Consider the following 18,199-nt stretch of genomic DNA (forward strand, 5'->3'; position numbering starts at 1 on the left):
CTGAGTGACTATAAAGATTGGTGGACCGCGAGCATGACAACACAGGCCAATGCGGACAATTTGCTGCTGCCCGTCGGGGCGGATTCCGAGGGCTTCCTCTCCTCCCACGCCTTTGCCGCGGGCGTGGACACCCTCGATGAGATCTATGTCGGTGGGGTCTGGGCCCAAGGCGCTGGTGCGCTGATCGAGTCAGTCAATCCGGCAACCTCTGAGGTCTTCGCGACACTGCATGGTGCCACCGTTGAGGATGTAGACGTGGCGGTCGCCGCCGGCCTGGCGGCCATAGAAGAGTCTGGCTGGGCACGTAAGCTACCGCATGAACGCGCGGCTGTTCTGTATAGGATAGGCGGCACAATCGAAGCCAATGCCGACCGCATCGCGACTCTTCAGACCCAGGACACCGGTAAGACCCTGAAGGAAACACGTGCTTTGGCGATGAGCGCTGCTGCCACCTTCCGATTCACCGCGTCAGCCCTTGAAACGATGGAGGACACGCTAACCCCGCCGCGGGGTGACTATCTGAGCATCTCCACCTACGAACGTATCGGCGTGGTGGCTGCGATTACGCCATGGAATTCACCGATTGCCAGCGACGCGCAAAAGGTCGCCCCGGCGCTTGCCGCCGGGAACGCCGTCGTGATCAAGCCGCCGGTCTGGGCTCCGTGGGTGTCGCTGCTGCTGGCGAGGATCTGTGACGAGGCAGGATTGCCTGCGGGTCTGCTATCGGTGCTCCCGGGCCCGGGACGGACTGTGGGGGATGCGCTGGCACGCCACAGGGATGTGGGCAAGGTCTCCTTCACCGGTGGCACCTCGACGGGCCGGCAGTTGGGTCGCATCGCGGCCGATAAAATCATGCCGATCACGCTGGAACTTGGAGGAAAATCTCCAACCATCGTTTTTTCGGACGCGGACCTCGATCAAGCCGTTGCCGGTGTGCTGTACGGGATCTTTTCCTCCAGCGGCCAGAGCTGCATCGCCGGATCCCGGGTATTTATCCAGCGCGACATCTATGACGCAGTCCTGGCACGCCTGGTCGAAGGGGCAAAAGCGCTGCGGTTGGGTCCGGGAACCGACGCCGGAACTCAGGTTGCACCGCTTGTTGCCCACGCCCATAGAGACTCCGTCGAAAAGATGGTTGACGACGCACGCAGGGCCGGTGCAGACATCCTGTGTGGCGGAGCACGGCCGCTAGAGCCGGAACTGCAGCAGGGCGCGTACTACCTACCCACCATCATTGCCGGTGTCGCCAACTCAGACCTGATCTGCCAGGAGGAGATCTTCGGTCCGGTGGCCGTCGTTCTTCCCTTTGAGGACGAAGCCGATCTGCTTGCGCAAGCCAACGACAGCGTTTTTGGCCTGGCTTGCGGCATCTGGACGGCGGACTACCGGCGGGCTTGGCGCGTTGCGCGTGCCGTTGCTGCCGGAACTGTCTGGATCAACACGTACAAACAGTTCAGCATTGCCACCCCTTTTAGCGGGATCAAGGAAAGCGGACTCGGCACAGAAAAGGGTCGTGACGGTATCCGGTCCTACATGCGCCAAAAGAGTATCTATGTGGATCTTTCCGGTGCCCCGTTGCCATGGGCCAGCGCATGAAATCCCCGGCATATTCCAAACAAACTCCGATGAAAGGCAAGTCAGTGACCGCTCATCCCTATAGTCCGGCATATCAGGCCGGAGGCTTCGGCTTTGTATCCGGGGCGTTGTCTGTTGACGAGAACTATATTCCCGTAAGTGGCCGAGCCGAGGCCATCGAGGCCGCCGCAACCAGGCTCGCCGAACGGTTGGCGACCATCGGCATGTCTATGCAGGACATCGTCAAGACCACGTACTTCGTCACGGACCTGACCTTGCGCGAAGAAGCGAACAGTCACTATGAGCAGTTCTTCAGCGTGCCCCGGCCGGCAAGGACCTTCGTGGAGGTTTCTGCTCTGCCGTACGGTGCCACGGTGGAAATCGAAGCCATCGCCCACCGAGGCCAGGAGTGAACCATGACTACCGTCACTTTGCACACACGGGGACCGGAAGAATCACCCCAGCAGAATCCGATTACTGACCGGGCAACGGCGGGGGAGCCCACCGCACGAACCCTAAGGGTCCAGCAAAAGACGTGGGAATCGGACGGGGTAACCAGCGTGACCTTCGCTGACCCGACCGGAGCGCAGCTGCCCCAATGGCAACCTGGTTCCCACCTGAGTCTTCACCTGCCCAATGGGCTCATACGCGAGTACTCGCTTTGCTCGGATCCACTGGACTCGAACAGCTGGACGGTAGCTGTGCTCCGGACCCCAGATTCACGCGGAGGCAGCCAACACGTCCATGAGGGTCTACCGGTGGGAGCACTACTCAAGGTTGAAGGCCCGCGTAACAACTTCGCGCTCGAAGACGCCGGACGCTACGTGCTCGTCGCGGGTGGGATCGGCATCACCCCGATCATCTCCATGGCGCGCCAACTCCACGCAGCAGGCGCAGACTGGTCGCTGCTCTACACCGGCCGGTCCCGCGCCACGATGGCCTTTCTTCCCGAGATCGTGGCTCTGGCCCCGGACCGGATTACCATCCACGCCGACGACGAAGCCAACGGCCGCTACCCTGACTTGGCGGCCGCTGTAGGAGAGCTGAGCCCGGATGTGCTGGTCTATGCGTGTGGACCGGAACCGCTGCTGAAGGCTGTTGCCGGCGCCATGAAGGACGAAACGCAGCTTCGAATCGAGCGGTTCAAGGCACCAGAAAAAGTTGCCGTCCCGGCGCAGAGCGAGTCGGCGTTTGACGTGGTGTGCCACAGCACCGGCCAACGGATACCCGTGGCCCCAGATGTGTCTGTGCTTGCTGCCCTCAATAACGCCGGCATCGATGTTCCCAGTTCCTGCGCGGAAGGAATCTGCGGCACCTGCGAAACACGCGTCATCAGCGGCGACGTGGAGCACCGTGATTTTCTCCTCAGCAAGGCTGAGCAGGCGGCGAACAAAAGCATGTTCGTGTGCGTTTCGCGTTGCCGTTCGGCCGAACTGATCTTAGATCTCTAAATCCTCGAAATGTAAGAAGGTAGCTCATGAATTTCTTTGCAGCCGAGCCTGTCTGTAAGTTGCGATCTCTTCGGTCGGTGTCCTTGAAAGTACCCGAAACGGCGCGAGCCAAAGATTTCTACCACGAGGTCTGGGGCCTTTCCACCGTCGAGGAGGACAGCGATCGTTTCTGGCTCCGCGGAACTGGCTCGGAGCACCACATCCTGAAGTTGGAAAAGGGCCAGCAGAACGCCCTCGGCGGCGTGGCCTTCGCCCTCGCCACGCCCCAGGAAGTGGACCAAGCCGCGGTTAAGCTGGCCGCTTTAGGTATTCCCCTCTTCCGTGAACCGGGCCCATTGGATGATGCTGCAGGGGGATACGGGCTACAGCTGGTGGACCCGGAGGGCAGGCTCATCGAGCTCTCCGCGGACGTTCATGCCGTCGTCATCCAAGAACCCGGCGGGCGGCGGGCAATTCCGCGCAAGATTGCCCACGTCGTACTGAACACCGTTGACATTGACCGGGCTACAGCGTTCTACACCCAAGTCCTCGGCATGCGGGTCTCGGACTGGTCGGAGCATCAGATGTCCTTCCTGCGCTGCAATACAGAGCACCACGTCATCGCCTTCAATCAGGCCCCGTGGACGGCTGTCAACCACGTGGCCTACGAAATGCAGAGCATCGACCATTTCATGCGGGGCATTGGGTCCCTCAAGACCCACGGGATTGCCCCGCAGTGGGGCCCCGGCCGCCACGGCCCCGGCGACAACACCTTCTCCTACTTCACCGACCCCTCGGGCCTTGTTTGCGAGTACACCTCGGAAGTGGCACAGGTTGATGAAGACAGTTGGCTGTGCCGGACATGGAAGCGGACCCCTGAGTTGTCTGACCAGTGGGGGACTGCGGGGCCGCCAACTGTCAATGTTCGTACGGCCATGGCTGGAATCCCCGATGAAGGCTACCGCTCGCTGGTGGTTCCCGGCAGCTCCGATTACTTCACCGTTCCCTCGGCAAATGTCGCGAATCATGCTGCCAACCACTGACATAGCTTCTGACACCAGTAACCCGGGCAGCCGCATCTCCCTCCGCGGAGTATCGCTGGAAGTCCGCGGCAACGGGGATCCCGTCTTCCTGATGCACGGAATTGGGGGAAATGCCTCATCCTGTGGAGCCTTGGCGCACCTTCTCAGCAAGTCTGGCTACCGCACGTTTTGCTGGGATGCACCGGGCTACGGCGAATCCGCAGATCCACATGGTCCGGTGGACCATCCAGGCCTCGTCCTGCAGATTCTGGCGACTCTCGGTTTGGGACCCGCCCACCTGATCGGGACCTCATGGGGCGGCGTCATTGCCACCCAAGCGGCGGCGCAGGCACCTGAAGCCGTCCGCTCTTTGGTTCTCGCGGATAGTACCCGCGGCTCAGCTGTCAGCGCGGATGCGGCCGAACGGATGCTGGCACGCGTCGCGGAACTGGTTGATCTTGGGCCGGCAGCATTTGCTGACAGGCGGGCTCCACGGTTGGTTTCGCCGTCGGCTGATGCTTCACAGGCTGCAGCCGTCAGGTCCGGGATGGCCGCGGTTCGATTGGCCGGATATTCGGCAGCGGCAGCCATGATGGCAGCCAGCGACACCACAGATCTGCTGCCGTCCTTGCAGGTCCCGTCATTCGTCCTGGTTGGTGAAGACGATGTGGTCACGGGCGTCGATGAGGCCAGGATTCTCGCTGAGTCCATCACGAACGCGTCGTTCGAAATCATTCCCGGTGCAGGTCATGCCGCCGTACAGGAAAAACCAGCAGCCATAGCGTCGTCGATTGTCGAGTTCTGGAAGGGGCTTTCATGACCCGGTTGATAGTTGTCACTGGCTCCGGCCGCGGATTGGGGTTCAACATCGCAGAGCGTCTGGCGGCAGCGGGTGATCGGGTGGTCATCGCCGAGAAGGACGCCGAACTCGCCGAGAAGGCCGTCACCACGCTGCAGGGGCGCGGATTTGATGCCACGGCCATCATTACCGACATCGCGGACAGGGAGTCTGTTACAAACTTGGCCACGGCCGTCGGGGAAATGGGCGGGGCAGATGGCCTGGTCAACAATGCCGCCCTTGCTGACGGGGTCGGTGGGGATACGTTCTGGGACCTTGATGAGGATTTCTTCCGCAGGGTCATGACAGTCAATGCCTTCGGTACGTGGCTGGTGAGCAAGTACCTCTATCCCCAGTTGGCACAAAAGGGATCGGGCGCCATCGTGAACGTCGCGTCGGATGCTGCACTCTACGGTTCTCCGCGCCTGGTCCACTACGTCGGCTCCAAAGGCGCTGTTCTTGCGATGACCCGGACCATGGCCCGGGATGCGGGGGTAGCCGGGGTCCGCGTGAATGCAGTCTCTCCGGGCCTGACCAGGGTTGAGGCAACTGAATCCGTTCCGTCCTCGCGCTACCAGCTTTATGAGCAGAACAGGGTGCTTGAGCGGGACCAGGTGCCCGAGGACGTATCCGGCGTTGTTCAGTTCCTGCTCTCGGACGCCTCGGCGTTTATCACAGGTCAGAACATCGTGGTGGACGGCGGCTTCGTCATGGGGCACTGAGATGACTTCGCAGGCTTGAACTTCCCTTTCCCGAGAATTACCCACGATGCCGGGCGGCCGGCTACCAACCAAGGAGATCTACAGATGGACCTGCAGCTGAAGGACCGCACCGTTGTTGTGACGGGGGCGAGTTCCGGCGTCGGCTTGGCGGCCGCCCGCTACCTGCTCGCGGAGGGCGCGAGGGTAGCCGCGTGCGCCCGTGACGCCGGACGCCTGGCGGCGGCTTTCGAAGAGTTCGGCTGGGCCGACAAGAATTCCATCTACCTTGCCTCCTGTGATGTGACGGACCGCAAAGCCACCGATGCGTTCGTGGCAGGGACGCTGGAGAACTTTGGCACGGTTGATGGGCTGGTCTGCAACGCCGGCCGGTCCCTCATGGCCACCTTGGATGAGACGACGGATGATCAGTTCCGTGAGGAATTCGACCTGAAGATCTTCGGGGTGTTGAACATCGTTCGGTCGGCGCGTGCAGCACTTGCGGCGTCCGAACACGGCTCGGTGGTGAACGTCAATGCCATCCTGTCCCGACAGCCTGAGTTGCGCCTGGCAGCCACTTCCTCCGCGCGTGCGGCGTTGTTGAACCTTAGCCACTCTTTGTCCGAGGATCTCGCCGGGGATGGTATCCGTGTCAACTCGGTGTTGCTTGGACTCATAGACACCGGCCAGTGGCGCCGGCGGTTCGAGCAATCGGGAACCGACCTGGACTTCGCGGACTGGAGCGCCACGATCACCAAAGACCGGGGGATAAAACTGGGTCGCTTCGGCACAGCCGACGAGGTCGCTTTCCACATCCTCACCCTTTTATCCCCGCTCAGCGGCTATACAACGGGAGCCACCATCGATGTTGGCGGCGGAGTGGGCCGCTATGTCTAATCCGACTGCTTCTAATGCGGGGGCGCCCTGCTGGCCCGGCGGTCCCGACCCTGATCTACGTCAGAGGCAAGACATGTCAATGGAAGCAGGAACAAATATGCCCCAGAATCCCACCGGTGGTGACATCCTCGTCCGGGTTATGCGCAGGCACGGCATTGACACCGCGTTCGGGGTGATCAGCATCCACAACCTTCCCCTTATCGAAGCCGTGGACCGGGAACTAAACTTTGTCGCAGTCCGCCATGAGGCCGCCGCAGTAAACGCTGCGGACGCCTACGCGCGTGCTTCAGGCAGGTTTGGGGTGGCTTTGACCAGCACCGGAACCGGCGCCGGCAATGCGGCCGGATCAATGGTGGAGGCCCTTACCGCCGGTAGCCGGGTTTTGCACATCACCGGCCAGATTGACAGTGAATACCTCGGCAGCAATCGCGGCGTGATCCATGAAGTCCCGAGGCAACTGCAGATGCTTCATGCAGTTTCCGGCTACGCGCGGACCATCTTCAACGCCAAGGATGCCGAAGCGGATCTTGAGGAAGCCATTGCCCACCTGCTTTCCGTCCCGCACACGCCGGCCAGCCTCGAATGGCCAATAGACCTGCAGTACCTGGCCCTCCCAGACGATCAGCGTCCCGCAGACATGGCTAGCCAGCCTAGTGCTTCCATCGATGAGGATGCTGTGACCGAAGCGGTCAAGCTGCTTTCCCAGGCCAAAAGGCCCCTCATCTGGGCAGGTGGCGGTGCAGCCGGTGCAGGGTCACCCCTGACGGAGCTGGTTCACCGTCTGGGCGCCGGGCTGTTGACCAGCAACTCCGGCAGAGGCGTGGTGCCCGAGGACGATGACCACGTGCTCGGAAACTTCGCCACCACCCCTGAGGCTGCCGCACTCATTGCGGACTCGGACCTGCTGCTTAGTGTCGGAACACATTTCCGCTCCAACGAAACAAAGCACTACTCCATGACCCTGCCCCGGCCCCACATCCAACTTGATATTGATCCTGCAGCGTTGGGCCGCGTCTATCCTGCGGACGTAGGGTTGGGGGGGGATTCCCGTGTCCTGCTCGAGGAGATTCTGGGGCAACTCACCACCTCCAGCGTCGAGCCAGGCTGGACCGAACGCGTCCGCGCTACCCGCCGCAGCGTCCGTGATGCGCTGACTGACTACATCGGTGGATACGCCGAGATCTGCGAAAGTCTTCGCCGCAGGCTGGACCGTGAATCGGTGATCGCCCGCGATGTGACGATTCCTTCAAGCCAATGGGGCAATCGGCTTCTGGAAATCTACTCGCGGGAAACAAACATCTTCCCGCTTGGCGGCGGCATCGGTCAGGGACTTGCCATGGGTATCGGCGCCGCCTGCGCCCGGCCCGGGATCCCGACGGCGGTGATCGTCGGTGATGGCGGACTGGCTGTCCATCTCGGTGAGCTCGCCTCCCTCGGCGGTTCGGGTGCCTGGTGTGTAGTCCTGGTCTTCAATGACAACGGCTACGGGGTGCTACGGAACATGCAGAAGGCCAACGGATTCGCCGAAGCCGGCGTGAACCTCTACACACCGGACTTTGAAATGTTGGCCGGATCGCTGCAGCTGCCCTTCTGGCGGGTTGCTGGCCCGGGGCGGTTCGACCAAGCCCTGGTAGAAGCGTTGGCGGTCCGGGGACCGGCGATCATCGAGATTGACGTCGCGGCACTGCAGCCGGCGCCGGGAGCGTTTGTTCCGCCGGTACATATCCCAAGCAGGAACCACTAGGGACTAGGAGGAATAATGGCACCGAATGAACCACTGATCTTGGACTATCCCCAAACTTCCACAGAACGACTACGGCACCGCGTCGTCTGTCTCCACAAGGGCGCCGGAGCCGGTGCGTGGTACGCGCGGCAGGTTGCTGCCTACGATGCCCACACGTGGGAAGACGGTGATGTTCAATTGCCCGGCGCCACCATTTCAGAAGGCCAGCTTAACGAGTGGGTCTCAGCTGCGGCAGCAGAGCTGCGGGACGGCGGGGCCACCCCGGTGCACCTGGTGGCTTCCGGCTCTGCGGCCTACGGCACGATTGTTCTTGCCGGCCGCTATCCCTGTCTGGTTAAGAGCCTCATTCTAGGTGACCCCGAGGTTGACACGTCCATTGAGGGATATGCCCCTGCGCTGCAGCTCGTTCAGGCACCTTCGCTGGTTATTGCGGCTGCTCCGCGGGCTGACACTGACATCGCCGGGCCGCAAAGCATCGCAGGCGGCATCGACAATGGCGTTTTCGTGATCATCGAAGATACCGCCGTCCCCGCACACCGGACAAAGGCCGATTCTTTCAACGAGTGGGCAACATCATTTATGAACATCGCCGAAGGCCTTCACACCTTCGCCGATTCCAAGGAGGAATTCCATGCCTGAGCAGTACCTGGAACCGAATCAGGCCCGTACAGGGCCTGCAACCCCGTATGAGAAGAAGCTCGCAGGGGCGCTCAGTGAGATCTTCGCCGGCGGCACACATGATCTACCTGGAGTAGTTGCGGGTTTGAATGGCCTCGGTCTGAATGCTCCGGATGGCAATGCGTGGGACATAGCCCGTTTCCGCGCCGAAATGCGACGACTGGGAGAATAGGCAATGACAACAACAACACAGACCGCACGCTCCACCGGCGGCAAGAGCACCACGAAAAGCGTCGTCGGGGTCCGCCACGAAGTCGATGCTAAGGAATTAGCGGCCATGGGCCTGCGGGACCGTTGGTACCCCATATATCCCTCCCGCTTCGTCAAGCCGGGGGACATGGTCAAGGTAAAGCGCCTCGGCGTGGACTGGCTACTGTTCCGCGACGCCACCGGCCGCATTCGCATGCTCGAGGACCGCTGCCCCCACCGCAGCGCCCCGCTCTCAGTCGGGCAGCACCTCGGAGACCGCGTGGCCTGCAAGTATCACGGAGTGCAAGTCGACGGAAACGGGACCGTCATATCTGTACCCGGAATGCCCGGATGTGCCCTCGAAGGTCGAACGGTAACCACGTCCCTGGCAGTCGCGGAAGCGGCCGATACGATCTTCGCGTTCATGCCCCTGACGGCAGACTCCCAGATAACGGAGTTCAAGCTGCCGGACCGACTGGCCAATCCCGAAGTTTCCTGGTTCTCCAACTTCGCGGAATGGAAGGGGCCCTGGCGCTTCTACATGGACAACGTCCTTGATCCGATGCATGGCGCTTTCCTCCATCGCGACTCGCACTCAATGTTTGGTGGAGACACCAGCGCCCGCTTCCGCATCCGCGAAACTGAGCGTGGCTTTTTCTTTGAGAAGACGGACCAACGAGGCGTGAACTTCGACTGGGTGGAATACTGCCGCGAAGCGATGGATTACGTTGACCTGGAAATACCCTATGCCCAGTCTGCAGGACCTGGCGGGACATTCGGCATCGTCGGGATGTCTACGCCGATTGACGCAAATAACTCGGCTATTTTCCACTGGCGCACCCGCACCGTCTCCGACTGGGAGCGCGATGTCTGGCGGTTCATGTACAAGACGGTCCTTGAAGAAAAACACTGGGTTGTTCTGGAACAGGACCGCGAAGTGCTCGAAGCCCTCGCCGGCGACGCTGACAATGATGAACACCTCTACCAGCACGATCTAGGTGTCGCTCGAATTCGGCGCGTCTACGAGGCCGATGCGGAAAAACAGGCAGCAATCCTAAGAGGGGAAAGCCTGTAACTGGATGGCTCCGTGTTGCTGGCGGGCTTCCTGCCGGAAGCCCGCCAGACCGTTGCACGGTCGTCGCAAAGGGCGTGTGACAAATATTCAAGCTTCGCCTTCGGCTCGGCGGTTGACTAGCGTCGCCGTCGAGCTGGATGGCGGACCGGGGTGCAGCCTGACGAATGAAACCACCTACCTATTCTCAAGACTCTAAGGACACAATGAAGTCATCACGCACCTGCCGGGTCGGAGTAATCGGCTACGGCGCAATTGGAGTGCCCGTTGTTGCTGAAATTGCAGCTGGACGGGTACCGGGAGCTGCTCTGGAGGGGATCATTTCCCGCAGCCCCCTAAGTGGTGCTCCGGCGAAGCGGATGGACTTGACCGAAGCCTTGGAACGCTGCGACTTACTGGTTGAATGTGCAGGGCAGGAAGCGCTGGTTGAGTATGGCGAGGCTATCCTCCTGGCGGGCGTTGATCTGCTGGTCACGTCCATTGGTGCCCTGGCAGATGGAGAATTCTCTAAGCAGCTCGCCGCCGCAGGGCCGGGCCGGCTGTTCCTGACAGCTGGCGCAGTTGGCGGCCTTGACCTCTTGTCCTCGGGTGCCCGCGTGGAGGGCTATGACAGAGTCACGATTACGACGACGAAGTTGCCAGAGTCCCTTATCCAGCCTTGGATGAATGAGGCTTTGATTGAGGAGATCCACAGTGCCCGCGGACCACTGGACATCTATGAAGGACCTGCTGCTGAAGCCGCCCAGTTGTTCCCCAAGTCTATGAACGCCGGCGCAGCCGTTGCCATCGCTGTCAACGACTGGGACGTTGTGACAGTCAGGGTCAGGGCAGACCCCGCAGCGAAACTTACCAGCCACGTTATTGAAGCTTCCGGAACCCTTGGCGAATATCGATTTGAAATCCGCAACAAGCCATCCGAGGACAATCCCAGGACAAGCGGTGTAGTGCCGTTCGCTGTTCTGCGATCATTGGAGTCCGTCATCGGCGCCCAAGGTGGACTGATATGAGGGCACTAGTCACCGCTAACGAACCAGCCGGCGCCGTCAATGACTGAAGGACCAGCCAAGACATGATGCACCGGAGGCGGAATGCCTCAGGAGGCCTGGCCGGCTGCGTCCGTTGCCTTCGCATCAAATGCGACAACTGATGCCTCTGCCTTCTTGAGCAGCGCTGCCAGTTGGTCGAGTTCGGATTCCGTTAGACCGTTCAACATCTGACGTTGGTTGTCCAGATGCTTTCCGAATGCCTCGTCGATTACGGCCTTGCCATGAGCTGTCAGTTGGGCGTAGACAACACGCCGGTCTTCGCGGGTCCTAACCCTCTCAATCAGGTTCTGCTCTTCCATCCTGTCCAATCGGAAAGTGATCCCACCGGTCGTCAGCATGGAGGAGGTCGCCAGTTCTCCGGCAGTTTTCCTGTGAGGTGGCCCGGAGCGGCGCAAGTTGGCCAAGACATCAAAAGACGCCAATGTCAGCCCATTCTCATCAAAGTAGGAACTTTCAACAGCGCGGACCTGATTCGCCAGCCTCATGAGCCGCCCGAGGACGCCAATTGAACTCGGATCCAAGTCGGGCCGTTCGCGCTCCCAGTCCGCAACTATGCGATCTATGGCGTCGGCATCGTTCGTGGTGTCTGACATGGCCCTCGTCCTTAGCTGTTAGTTAGTGCATCTTAACACTGAGCTTTTGGTCAATCAATTAACTGAGTCTCGTTTCACTCAGGGTCTTGTTACTTGATTTAGCTTCCCTTAGTATTGAGATGTTTAGAGCTAAGGGAATTCAACTCGCCTTTGCTATCAGTTGGTACATTGCCCCGTCCGAGAGGTTTAACAATGAGCGAAACCGTAAGTGCACCCACGACAGATCTTGAAGAGCTCATCGATTCGTCTATCGCGGCCCGTGAGAGCAGGATCGTTGACTTTGACACTCTGAAGTTCCAGACCAAAATGGGAGACAAATTCCGGCGTGGCCAGGTCCGCTACATCGGCTCCGGAGCTACCGGGGACCACTCGGACGATAACAACATCCTCCAGGCCGAACACTTCACGTTCTCCAACATGGTTCTTCCGGCCGGGTGCGTTGGGCCGGAACATACTCACCCCGACGTCGAAGAAGTGTTCTTTGTTCTCGAGGGACAGGTGGAGTTCAGCGTTCACGATGTCCAGGACGGCACGAAGAAGGCCAGCCGTGTTCTGGGCTACCGGGATCTCATTCGTGTTCCTGCCGGCGTTCCCCGGAGCCTTCGCACGGTCAGCGAAGAAGATGCGCTGATCTGCGTAATCATCGGGGCAAAAAAGCCGGAGATCCCTTTTTACCCGCCGACTTCCGAAATGCACGGAGTAACCCGCTAGAACCGTTCTGCCGAGAAGCGCGCGTGTCAGCTGGGGAGTTGATACGCGCGCTTCTTGTTTTACAGCTGCCCGGCATTCGCAGATCCCGAGCTTGGAGGACTCAGCCCGCGAAGCCGGTAGCCGAAAGTCTTGAAGCCGGCATCCGCAGGTCCCTTAGAACAGCGGCCAGGGGACCGCAGGCATCCCGCCGCTCGGGGCCGGGAATCGTCCCGTGAGCCTCAGCCGGCCGCAGCGCGAAGCGAGCGATGCGATTTCTTCGGCGGTGAGCAGGTCCGCCAGATTCCGGCCCAGCTCGCTCGTCAGGCCTTCGGAGACACGATCAACCCCGTCGAGTTCCTCCGCGGTCAGAGGCTCTCCCAGCCATCCCCACAGCACCGTGCGCAGCTTATGTTCGCTGTGAAAGGTCAGCCCGTGGTCCACACCGTGCCGGTGTCCGTCCTTCATGGCGAGTATGTGGTTTCCTTTGCGGTCAGCGTTGTTGACCACCAGGTCAAACACCGCCATGCGTCGCAGCGCCGGCGAGTCTTCGTGAACGAGGGCTACCATCCGCCCGTTCTCATCTTGTCCTTCGAGAACGTATTTCCAGCCCGTCCCGGGCACGTGGTCCGCTGCAATAAGGTCCACCGGGCTTTGGGCCGGCTCTTGCTCCTGCCAGAGCTGCACCATCCCTTCGCCCAGGGGGCCATCACGCAGCCAAGTGTGCGGCACGACGTCCCAACCGATGACCTGCGAGACCAAGTACGCAGCCACCTCCCGGTGGGCGAGGGTGCCGTCCGGAAAATCCCATAGGGGACTCTCGCCCGCTATTGGCTTGTAGACCACCGGAACGTCGCCGATGCTGCCTAGGAATGTGGCGTTTGAGGCCGTCGTGATGCGGCCTGAAAGCGTCAGCTCGGCGGTCACCAGGTCCAGCGCCGGCATTAGACCTCGGGCAAGGTGCACTCGTGCCCGTCGGCGTCCATCGGGTAACCGCAACGCGGGCATATCGGCCGCCCGGCCCCCACGATTTCGCGGGTGCGCTTGGCGAACGCGCGGGCGGTGCCCACCGGCATGCGCACCAGCATCATCTCGGTTCCTTTAGTGCCGATCCCATCAAGTGGTTCCTCGTCCTCGGTATCGTCATCAGTGAGGGGGTATGCCTCGACGACGATCTGGGCAGTGGTTGGGTCCCAATCCAGGGTCATGGCGCCGGTGCGAAACTGCTCCAGAGGGGGTTCAAGCGGGTCATTGTCGACGAGTTCAATGGGTGTACCTGTAGGAACGCTGAAGGGGTTTCCGTCGACGGTGATGAGTTGGTCGAGCATTTCGTCGATCTTCTCCGCGAGCACAGCCGACTGCTGCTTCTCAAGGGCAATACTCACAATCTGTGCCCCTGCGCGCACCTGCAAGTAGAACGTGCGCGCTCCTGGGAGGCCAATGGTGCCGATGACAACCCGATCAGGCCAGGAAAACTCGTGAACGCGTGTAGGCATGCCAGTAGTTTAGGCACATGAGATTCAAGGCGTCTTCTGTCCTGCACCGCCGCCCACCGGCGCATCGCCCGAACGGATGCCGTTGGACAGCCACGACAGGTCACCCGCTTCGGTGTTCGTCGCATAGACGCTAGGCCTGCTAGCGCTGTAGTTGACGATTGATACGGAAGCGGGGCTCACGTTAATACGTTGGAACAGGTCAAGGTGCATGCCCAGCGCGTCAGCAAGGATTGACTTGATGACGTCACCGTGGCTCACGGCCGCCCACACGGCCCCTGGCCCGAACTCGGCCTCGAAGGCAGCATCGTGACGCCGGATCGCCGCAACGGACCGGGCCTGCATCGCAGCCATGGATTCACCGCCCGGAAAAACGACGGCGGACGGTTGCGACTGCACTAGGGGCCACAAGTCCTCGGTGGCGAGATCACTGAGCTTGCGGCCCTGCCACTGGCCGTAATCGCATTCGGTGATATCGGGATCAATCGGCGCGCACGGTGTGCCGGCTTGGCGATCGAGGATGAACTGGGCGGTTTGCCGGCAACGCTCAAGAGGGCTCGATACCACCCCGACGACGGGCACGGCCGCCAGCCGGTCAGCGGTCAGAGCCGCTTGCTCGCACCCTATCTGGTCCAAGCCGATGCCGACGGCCCGACCGGCCAACAATCCACTGGCATTGGCTGTGGTGCGGCCGTGCCGCACGAGAAGTAGTGTCGCCATCCACCCAGCCTAACCACTTCCCGCGCTAGCCCGCCGTCGTCGCCGCGATGCCGGGGGGATCAGTTCCAGCACGTGGCGGCAACCGCCTTGTCCCAGGACATTCCGTGATGACGAGGCCTTCAAGTGGCTCCTGGAGCACAACCCCGGCGTGATTGCACGTCACTTCTGAAGAGCGGCATTAGTCCCTCCCGCGGAAGATGCCGCCCTAGGATTTTTTGGCGACGTACTGCTTGGCGTGAGCCACCAGTCGGGTTGTCAGTGGCGAGGCGTTGTTGGGGAGCCAGACCAGTACCGTCGGCATGGGGAGGGACACCCCGGCAAACGGGCGCCACACAACTCCGGGTGGATCACCTGGTACCACCTGATGCGGCGTTTTGAATGACACGCCAAGGCCGGCTGCCACCAAGCTCATCGTCGTGGCAATGCTGGGGGACCAGCGGTGTGGCCCGGGAATCATTCCGCCGTCCATTAGTTGGCCCAGTACGCGTTCACGAACGTCCGGGTCGCCATCGCGTTGTAACCAGATCAGGGCCTGGCCATTCAGATCGCTGGGGCTGATTGCTGCCAGTTGTGAAAGCGGGCTGCCGGACGGAAGAGCAACCCCCATGGGCTCGGTGTCCAGAGTCAGCACCCCGAGCCGTTCGTCGTGGGTTGGCACGGCGTGAATGAAGACGGCGTCGAACTCGCCCTCAAGAAGCTTCTGGACCCCTTCTCTTGCTGCCGCAGGTTTGACGTCCACTTCCGGTGCATTCTCGCCTGAACCCAGTCCGCTGAGAAGCTCCGCCAGCAGCGGGTAGCCGACGCCCACAGCCACGCCCAGTTTGAGGGTGCCCAGCGGAGGGTTGCGTAGTTCTTCCATTGCTGCCGCTGCGGCCTCGTGGGCCTCAATAATGTGGACGGCTTCCTCCTGGAGACGCCGGCCAGCGTCGGTGAGGGCAACGTGATTGTGGGTCCGGTCAACGAGCCGGATTCCCAAGCCTTTTTCCAAGGCTTTGAGCTCTTGGCTCAGTGCGGGCTGGGCGATGTGGAGGCGGGCGGCGGCTTTACCGAAGTGCAGTTCCTCGGCCAGTACAAGGAATCGCCGAAGTTGGCGGAGCTCCATGGCTCATCATAAGAATTTGCGATCGTCCGAGTCCATACCGGTCTTGGACGGCAGGGTGCGTCCCGGCGTCCAATGAAAGGACAGATCATCCCTTCAGAAAGGTCAGGACAATGGGCACAATTGACGGCGCCGCCTTGGTGGAGGCCAGTGGCGCGACGTTCCACGTTGACGTGGCGGGAAAGGGAACGCCGGTTCTCCTGGTTCCCGGCGCTGGAGGCGACGCCAGGCAATACGGGGAACTGGCCCAGGTATTGGCGCAAAACCACACTGTCATCAGCTATGACCGCAGGAACAACGGACGCAGTTCACAGCAACCGGACTGGTCGGAGACCTCGGTGGACCAGCACGCGGGAGACGTCATTGCCTTGTTGGAAATGCTCGGGACGCCACCATGCGTCGTTTTCGGCAACAGCACCGGGGCCCTGATTGCATTGGCCGCTGCGCTGAAGGCGCCTGGCCGTTTTACCGGCGTCGTGCTGCACGAACCGGCGTTGCTGGGTGTTCTGACCCATCCTGACGACGCCATGGCCTCGGTGCAGCCGGTGATTGCGGCCGGTGTGGAAGCCGGTGGACTTGCGGGGGGCGCCGAGGCGTTCGTCCAGTTCGCCGCCGGCGATGCCGCCGCTCTCCTGCCGCCGGAATTTCTCGAAGACCTGCGGAAAAACGCCAGGGTACTGCTGGAAGCGGAGTTTGGAGCGTTCGCTGCATGGCGGCCCGAGCCGGAGTCCTTGGCCAAAATGAGCACGCCGCTGACCATCCTCAGTGCCGAGCAGACAGCGCCGTTCTTCGTGGAAGCTGCCCAGTGGATAGCCTCCCATGCCGGAGTCAGCCGCCGGACGGTGCCTGGCGGACACATGGGCTTCCTGAGCCATCCCGGGGAAATCGCTAAGGAAATCGACGCGGGGTCGTAGCCAATCCGTAAGCGCGATCGGGCAATCCCAATTGTGCGCCACGGTCGGCGGACGAAGGCGTTACATGAGGTCTATTGCTAGGTTAACCGCGGGGCCGGGTTTTGGCCCGTAGTTGCTACCGCGTCGGCCTAGCCAGGAATGACCCTCAATGAACTCCTCGTCACTACGTAAGAGGCTTCCTGCCGTTTTGTGCGGATGGTCGTTGACATGGGGCGGCGCAATCGCGGCCCTGCTCGCAGCCGGCGTGGTGGGTGTCGGCACAGCCCCCGCGACGGCGGCGGAGGCTCGCCCCCTGCACCATATTGATATGGACGGAATCGTATCCATGGTGGGAATGCCGTACGTTGGCTCAGAGCTTCGAATGGGTGCTCCGGCGGAATTCGCGGGCTGCGATAAGACCGAGGCAGCGCCTAATGGTTACACGATTGAATGGCTGAGCAACGGCACCCCGCTTCCCGCCGAACGTCAGGTTGAACCTCTCACCATTCTGCCGGAGGACCGCGGGAATCGCCTTTCCTTCAATGTCTACGCCACGACTCCGGAAAAACAACAGTGCGGTGACTCGGCCCGGGGCGATGAGAACACACTGTTACACAGCAAAGAGACGGCGCCCATTGCGGCCTCCAACCGGGCCATGGGCTGGACTGGGCGGGGGAACTTCGAGCTGATCGGCCGCACGGACGATGGGGAACTGGTCCTGTATCCACGGACTTATACCTATGGCCTGGGAGCGTGCGACGTCGGGCTTTGCCCGAGCTACGAATCGGCGCGGTGGGATGAACCAAGGGTCGTGGGCACCGGGTGGAATGTCTTCAATATCGTGTTCTCGCCGGGTGATTTCGACGGCGATGGCAACAACGACATCCTTGCCCGCGACGCCCGGGGAGACCTCTATCTATATCCGGGTGACGGCCACGGAGGCTGGTCGGGCAGGTCTGTTGTCGGCACGGGCTGGAACATTTTCGACTCGATCGTTGGCCCTGGTGATTTTGATGGGGACACCGTCAACGACGTGCTCGCCCGCGACGCTGAGGGTGAACTCCACCTGTATCCAGGTGATGGCGGCGGCGGCTGGAAACAATCGCAGGTGGTGGGCACCGGCTGGCAGGTTTTTGACAAGATCATTGCCTCCGGCGACCTAAGCGGGGACGGTGACGTGGACATCCTTGGTCGTGACTACCCCGGCTACATGCACGAATACCGCTCCGACGGCCGAGGAGGCTGGGAAGGGGCCGGTACTTGGGGCCCTGGCTGGGAAGTGATGTCCGAGGTCATCGGGGCCGGTAGCTACACCCACAACCTGGGCGAGGCAGTGCATTGGGGACACACGGTGACCCGAAACGACACCATCGCCATCAACCCGGACGGGGATCTGCTCAAGTATTCCGGTTTCGTTCCGACAGCTGAACCGATCGGCACTGGCTGGAACATCTTCCGCTCGCTCATCTAAGCCGAAACATCCCATTCCACGGCTAGCCGCCGTCTCACAACACGAGGAATCGTG

At 61.4% G+C, this 18,199-nt stretch carries 20 protein-coding genes; 15 read left to right on the forward strand and 5 right to left on the reverse strand.

Translation table 11 applies throughout. The features are described from left to right. Nucleotides 1-33: 33 nt before the first annotated feature. The 12 genes from KSW38_RS05950 to KSW38_RS06005 all read left to right on the forward strand — a co-directional run bounded on the left by KSW38_RS05950 (nucleotide 34) and on the right by KSW38_RS06005 (nucleotide 11,150). Nucleotides 34-1,596, forward strand: a complete 1,563-nt coding sequence (locus KSW38_RS05950) for an aldehyde dehydrogenase (protein WP_216923663.1) — start codon at nucleotides 34-36, stop codon at nucleotides 1,594-1,596. Nucleotides 1,597-1,640: 44 nt separating this feature from the next. Beyond that, nucleotides 1,641-1,988, forward strand: coding sequence for a RidA family protein (locus KSW38_RS05955; RefSeq protein WP_216923664.1), 348 nt, complete (start codon nucleotides 1,641-1,643; stop codon nucleotides 1,986-1,988). Between the two features lie 3 nt (nucleotides 1,989-1,991). Beyond that, complete coding sequence (locus KSW38_RS05960; protein WP_216923665.1) at nucleotides 1,992-3,026, forward strand: PDR/VanB family oxidoreductase; 1,035 nt, start codon at nucleotides 1,992-1,994, stop codon at nucleotides 3,024-3,026. A 77-nt stretch (nucleotides 3,027-3,103) separates the two neighbouring features. Next, entirely contained in the window at nucleotides 3,104-4,048 is a 945-nt protein-coding gene (locus KSW38_RS05965) for a VOC family protein (protein WP_428982371.1), read from the forward strand. After that, entirely contained in the window at nucleotides 4,032-4,847 is an 816-nt protein-coding gene (locus KSW38_RS05970) for an alpha/beta fold hydrolase (RefSeq protein ID WP_216923667.1), read from the forward strand. Before KSW38_RS05965 ends, KSW38_RS05970 begins: the two co-directional genes overlap by 17 nt. After that, complete coding sequence (locus KSW38_RS05975; RefSeq protein ID WP_216923668.1) at nucleotides 4,844-5,587, forward strand: SDR family oxidoreductase; 744 nt, start codon at nucleotides 4,844-4,846, stop codon at nucleotides 5,585-5,587. Before KSW38_RS05970 ends, KSW38_RS05975 begins: the two co-directional genes overlap by 4 nt. Nucleotides 5,588-5,671: 84 nt before the next feature. Then, entirely contained in the window at nucleotides 5,672-6,460 is a 789-nt protein-coding gene (locus tag KSW38_RS05980; RefSeq protein WP_216923669.1) for an SDR family oxidoreductase, read from the forward strand. 97 nt (nucleotides 6,461-6,557) lie between these two features. After that, nucleotides 6,558-8,204, forward strand: coding sequence for a thiamine pyrophosphate-binding protein (locus KSW38_RS05985; RefSeq protein ID WP_254186105.1), 1,647 nt, complete (start codon nucleotides 6,558-6,560; stop codon nucleotides 8,202-8,204). 15 nt (nucleotides 8,205-8,219) lie between these two features. Further along, on the forward strand, nucleotides 8,220-8,843 hold the full coding sequence (locus KSW38_RS05990; RefSeq protein WP_216923671.1) for an alpha/beta fold hydrolase: 624 nt from the start codon (nucleotides 8,220-8,222) through the stop codon (nucleotides 8,841-8,843). After that, nucleotides 8,836-9,054: a recombinase-like helix-turn-helix domain-containing protein gene (locus tag KSW38_RS05995; protein WP_216923672.1), complete on the forward strand. Its 219-nt coding sequence runs from the start codon at nucleotides 8,836-8,838 to the stop codon at nucleotides 9,052-9,054. The genes KSW38_RS05990 and KSW38_RS05995 overlap by 8 nt, the downstream gene beginning before the upstream one ends. A 3-nt stretch (nucleotides 9,055-9,057) precedes the next feature. Further along, nucleotides 9,058-10,146 carry a Rieske 2Fe-2S domain-containing protein gene (locus KSW38_RS06000; protein ID WP_216923673.1) on the forward strand — a complete coding sequence of 363 codons (1,089 nt, stop codon included), beginning with the start codon at nucleotides 9,058-9,060 and terminating at the stop codon, nucleotides 10,144-10,146. Between the two features lie 203 nt (nucleotides 10,147-10,349). Further along, nucleotides 10,350-11,150, forward strand: a complete 801-nt coding sequence (locus KSW38_RS06005; RefSeq protein ID WP_216923674.1) for an aspartate dehydrogenase domain-containing protein — start codon at nucleotides 10,350-10,352, stop codon at nucleotides 11,148-11,150. Nucleotides 11,151-11,236: 86 nt separating this feature from the next. Here the strand turns inward: KSW38_RS06005 and KSW38_RS06010 are convergent, their stop codons facing one another. Further along, a complete protein-coding gene (locus KSW38_RS06010; protein WP_216923675.1) occupies nucleotides 11,237-11,782 on the reverse strand; it encodes a MarR family winged helix-turn-helix transcriptional regulator in 546 nt (181 codons plus the stop codon). A gap of 192 nt (nucleotides 11,783-11,974) precedes the next feature. Here KSW38_RS06010 and KSW38_RS06015 point away from each other — a divergent pair, with 192 nt between their 5' ends. Further along, entirely contained in the window at nucleotides 11,975-12,493 is a 519-nt protein-coding gene (locus KSW38_RS06015) for a cupin domain-containing protein (protein ID WP_216923676.1), read from the forward strand. 153 nt (nucleotides 12,494-12,646) lie between these two features. Here the strand turns inward: KSW38_RS06015 and KSW38_RS06020 are convergent, their stop codons facing one another. From KSW38_RS06020 to KSW38_RS06035, 4 genes are all read right to left on the reverse strand, one after another. After that, entirely contained in the window at nucleotides 12,647-13,414 is a 768-nt protein-coding gene (locus tag KSW38_RS06020; protein ID WP_216923677.1) for an SCO1664 family protein, read from the reverse strand. After that, nucleotides 13,414-13,965 (reverse strand): DUF3090 domain-containing protein, encoded by a 552-nt coding sequence (locus tag KSW38_RS06025; RefSeq protein ID WP_216923678.1) that lies wholly within the window; start codon nucleotides 13,963-13,965, stop codon nucleotides 13,414-13,416. Before KSW38_RS06025 ends, KSW38_RS06020 begins: the two co-directional genes overlap by 1 nt. Nucleotides 13,966-13,989: 24 nt before the next feature. Next, nucleotides 13,990-14,682 (reverse strand): histidine phosphatase family protein, encoded by a 693-nt coding sequence (locus KSW38_RS06030; protein WP_216923679.1) that lies wholly within the window; start codon nucleotides 14,680-14,682, stop codon nucleotides 13,990-13,992. A 205-nt stretch (nucleotides 14,683-14,887) separates the two neighbouring features. After that, a complete protein-coding gene (locus tag KSW38_RS06035; RefSeq protein WP_216923680.1) occupies nucleotides 14,888-15,784 on the reverse strand; it encodes a LysR family transcriptional regulator in 897 nt (298 codons plus the stop codon). Between the two features lie 110 nt (nucleotides 15,785-15,894). On the opposite strand from KSW38_RS06035, the gene KSW38_RS06040 reads away from it, so the two are divergent. Further along, the gene (locus KSW38_RS06040; protein ID WP_216923681.1) at nucleotides 15,895-16,695 is read left to right on the forward strand and encodes an alpha/beta fold hydrolase; all 801 of its coding nucleotides are present in this window, start codon (nucleotides 15,895-15,897) and stop codon (nucleotides 16,693-16,695) included. A 148-nt stretch (nucleotides 16,696-16,843) separates the two neighbouring features. After that, on the forward strand, nucleotides 16,844-18,145 hold the full coding sequence (locus KSW38_RS06045; protein ID WP_254186106.1) for an FG-GAP repeat domain-containing protein: 1,302 nt from the start codon (nucleotides 16,844-16,846) through the stop codon (nucleotides 18,143-18,145). Nucleotides 18,146-18,199: the final 54 nt, after the last annotated feature.

This window comes from Paenarthrobacter aromaticivorans, from assembly GCF_019038615.1.
GTDB classification, from domain to species: Bacteria; Actinomycetota; Actinomycetes; order Actinomycetales; family Micrococcaceae; genus Arthrobacter; species Arthrobacter aromaticivorans.

What these genes read in the sequence shown, in the direction of transcription:
- KSW38_RS05950 (WP_216923663.1), top strand. Translation starts at nt 34, where the DNA reads ATGACAACACAGGCCAATGCGGACAATTTGCTGCTGCCCGTCGGGGCG.
- KSW38_RS05960 (WP_216923665.1), top strand. Translation starts at nt 1,992, where the DNA reads ATGACTACCGTCACTTTGCACACACGGGGACCGGAAGAATCACCCCAG.
- KSW38_RS05970 (WP_216923667.1), top strand. Translation starts at nt 4,032, where the DNA reads ATGCTGCCAACCACTGACATAGCTTCTGACACCAGTAACCCGGGCAGC.
- KSW38_RS05975 (WP_216923668.1), top strand. Translation starts at nt 4,844, where the DNA reads ATGACCCGGTTGATAGTTGTCACTGGCTCCGGCCGCGGATTGGGGTTC.
- KSW38_RS05980 (WP_216923669.1), top strand. Translation starts at nt 5,672, where the DNA reads ATGGACCTGCAGCTGAAGGACCGCACCGTTGTTGTGACGGGGGCGAGT.
- KSW38_RS05985 (WP_254186105.1), top strand. Translation starts at nt 6,558, where the DNA reads ATGCCCCAGAATCCCACCGGTGGTGACATCCTCGTCCGGGTTATGCGC.
- KSW38_RS05990 (WP_216923671.1), top strand. Translation starts at nt 8,220, where the DNA reads ATGGCACCGAATGAACCACTGATCTTGGACTATCCCCAAACTTCCACA.
- KSW38_RS05995 (WP_216923672.1), top strand. Translation starts at nt 8,836, where the DNA reads ATGCCTGAGCAGTACCTGGAACCGAATCAGGCCCGTACAGGGCCTGCA.
- KSW38_RS06000 (WP_216923673.1), top strand. Translation starts at nt 9,058, where the DNA reads ATGACAACAACAACACAGACCGCACGCTCCACCGGCGGCAAGAGCACC.
- KSW38_RS06005 (WP_216923674.1), top strand. Translation starts at nt 10,350, where the DNA reads ATGAAGTCATCACGCACCTGCCGGGTCGGAGTAATCGGCTACGGCGCA.
- KSW38_RS06010 (WP_216923675.1), bottom strand. Translation starts at nt 11,782, where the DNA reads ATGTCAGACACCACGAACGATGCCGACGCCATAGATCGCATAGTTGCG.
- KSW38_RS06015 (WP_216923676.1), top strand. Translation starts at nt 11,975, where the DNA reads ATGAGCGAAACCGTAAGTGCACCCACGACAGATCTTGAAGAGCTCATC.
- KSW38_RS06020 (WP_216923677.1), bottom strand. Translation starts at nt 13,414, where the DNA reads ATGCCGGCGCTGGACCTGGTGACCGCCGAGCTGACGCTTTCAGGCCGC.
- KSW38_RS06025 (WP_216923678.1), bottom strand. Translation starts at nt 13,965, where the DNA reads ATGCCTACACGCGTTCACGAGTTTTCCTGGCCTGATCGGGTTGTCATC.
- KSW38_RS06030 (WP_216923679.1), bottom strand. Translation starts at nt 14,682, where the DNA reads ATGGCGACACTACTTCTCGTGCGGCACGGCCGCACCACAGCCAATGCC.
- KSW38_RS06035 (WP_216923680.1), bottom strand. Translation starts at nt 15,784, where the DNA reads ATGGAGCTCCGCCAACTTCGGCGATTCCTTGTACTGGCCGAGGAACTG.
- KSW38_RS06040 (WP_216923681.1), top strand. Translation starts at nt 15,895, where the DNA reads ATGGGCACAATTGACGGCGCCGCCTTGGTGGAGGCCAGTGGCGCGACG.
- KSW38_RS06045 (WP_254186106.1), top strand. Translation starts at nt 16,844, where the DNA reads ATGAACTCCTCGTCACTACGTAAGAGGCTTCCTGCCGTTTTGTGCGGA.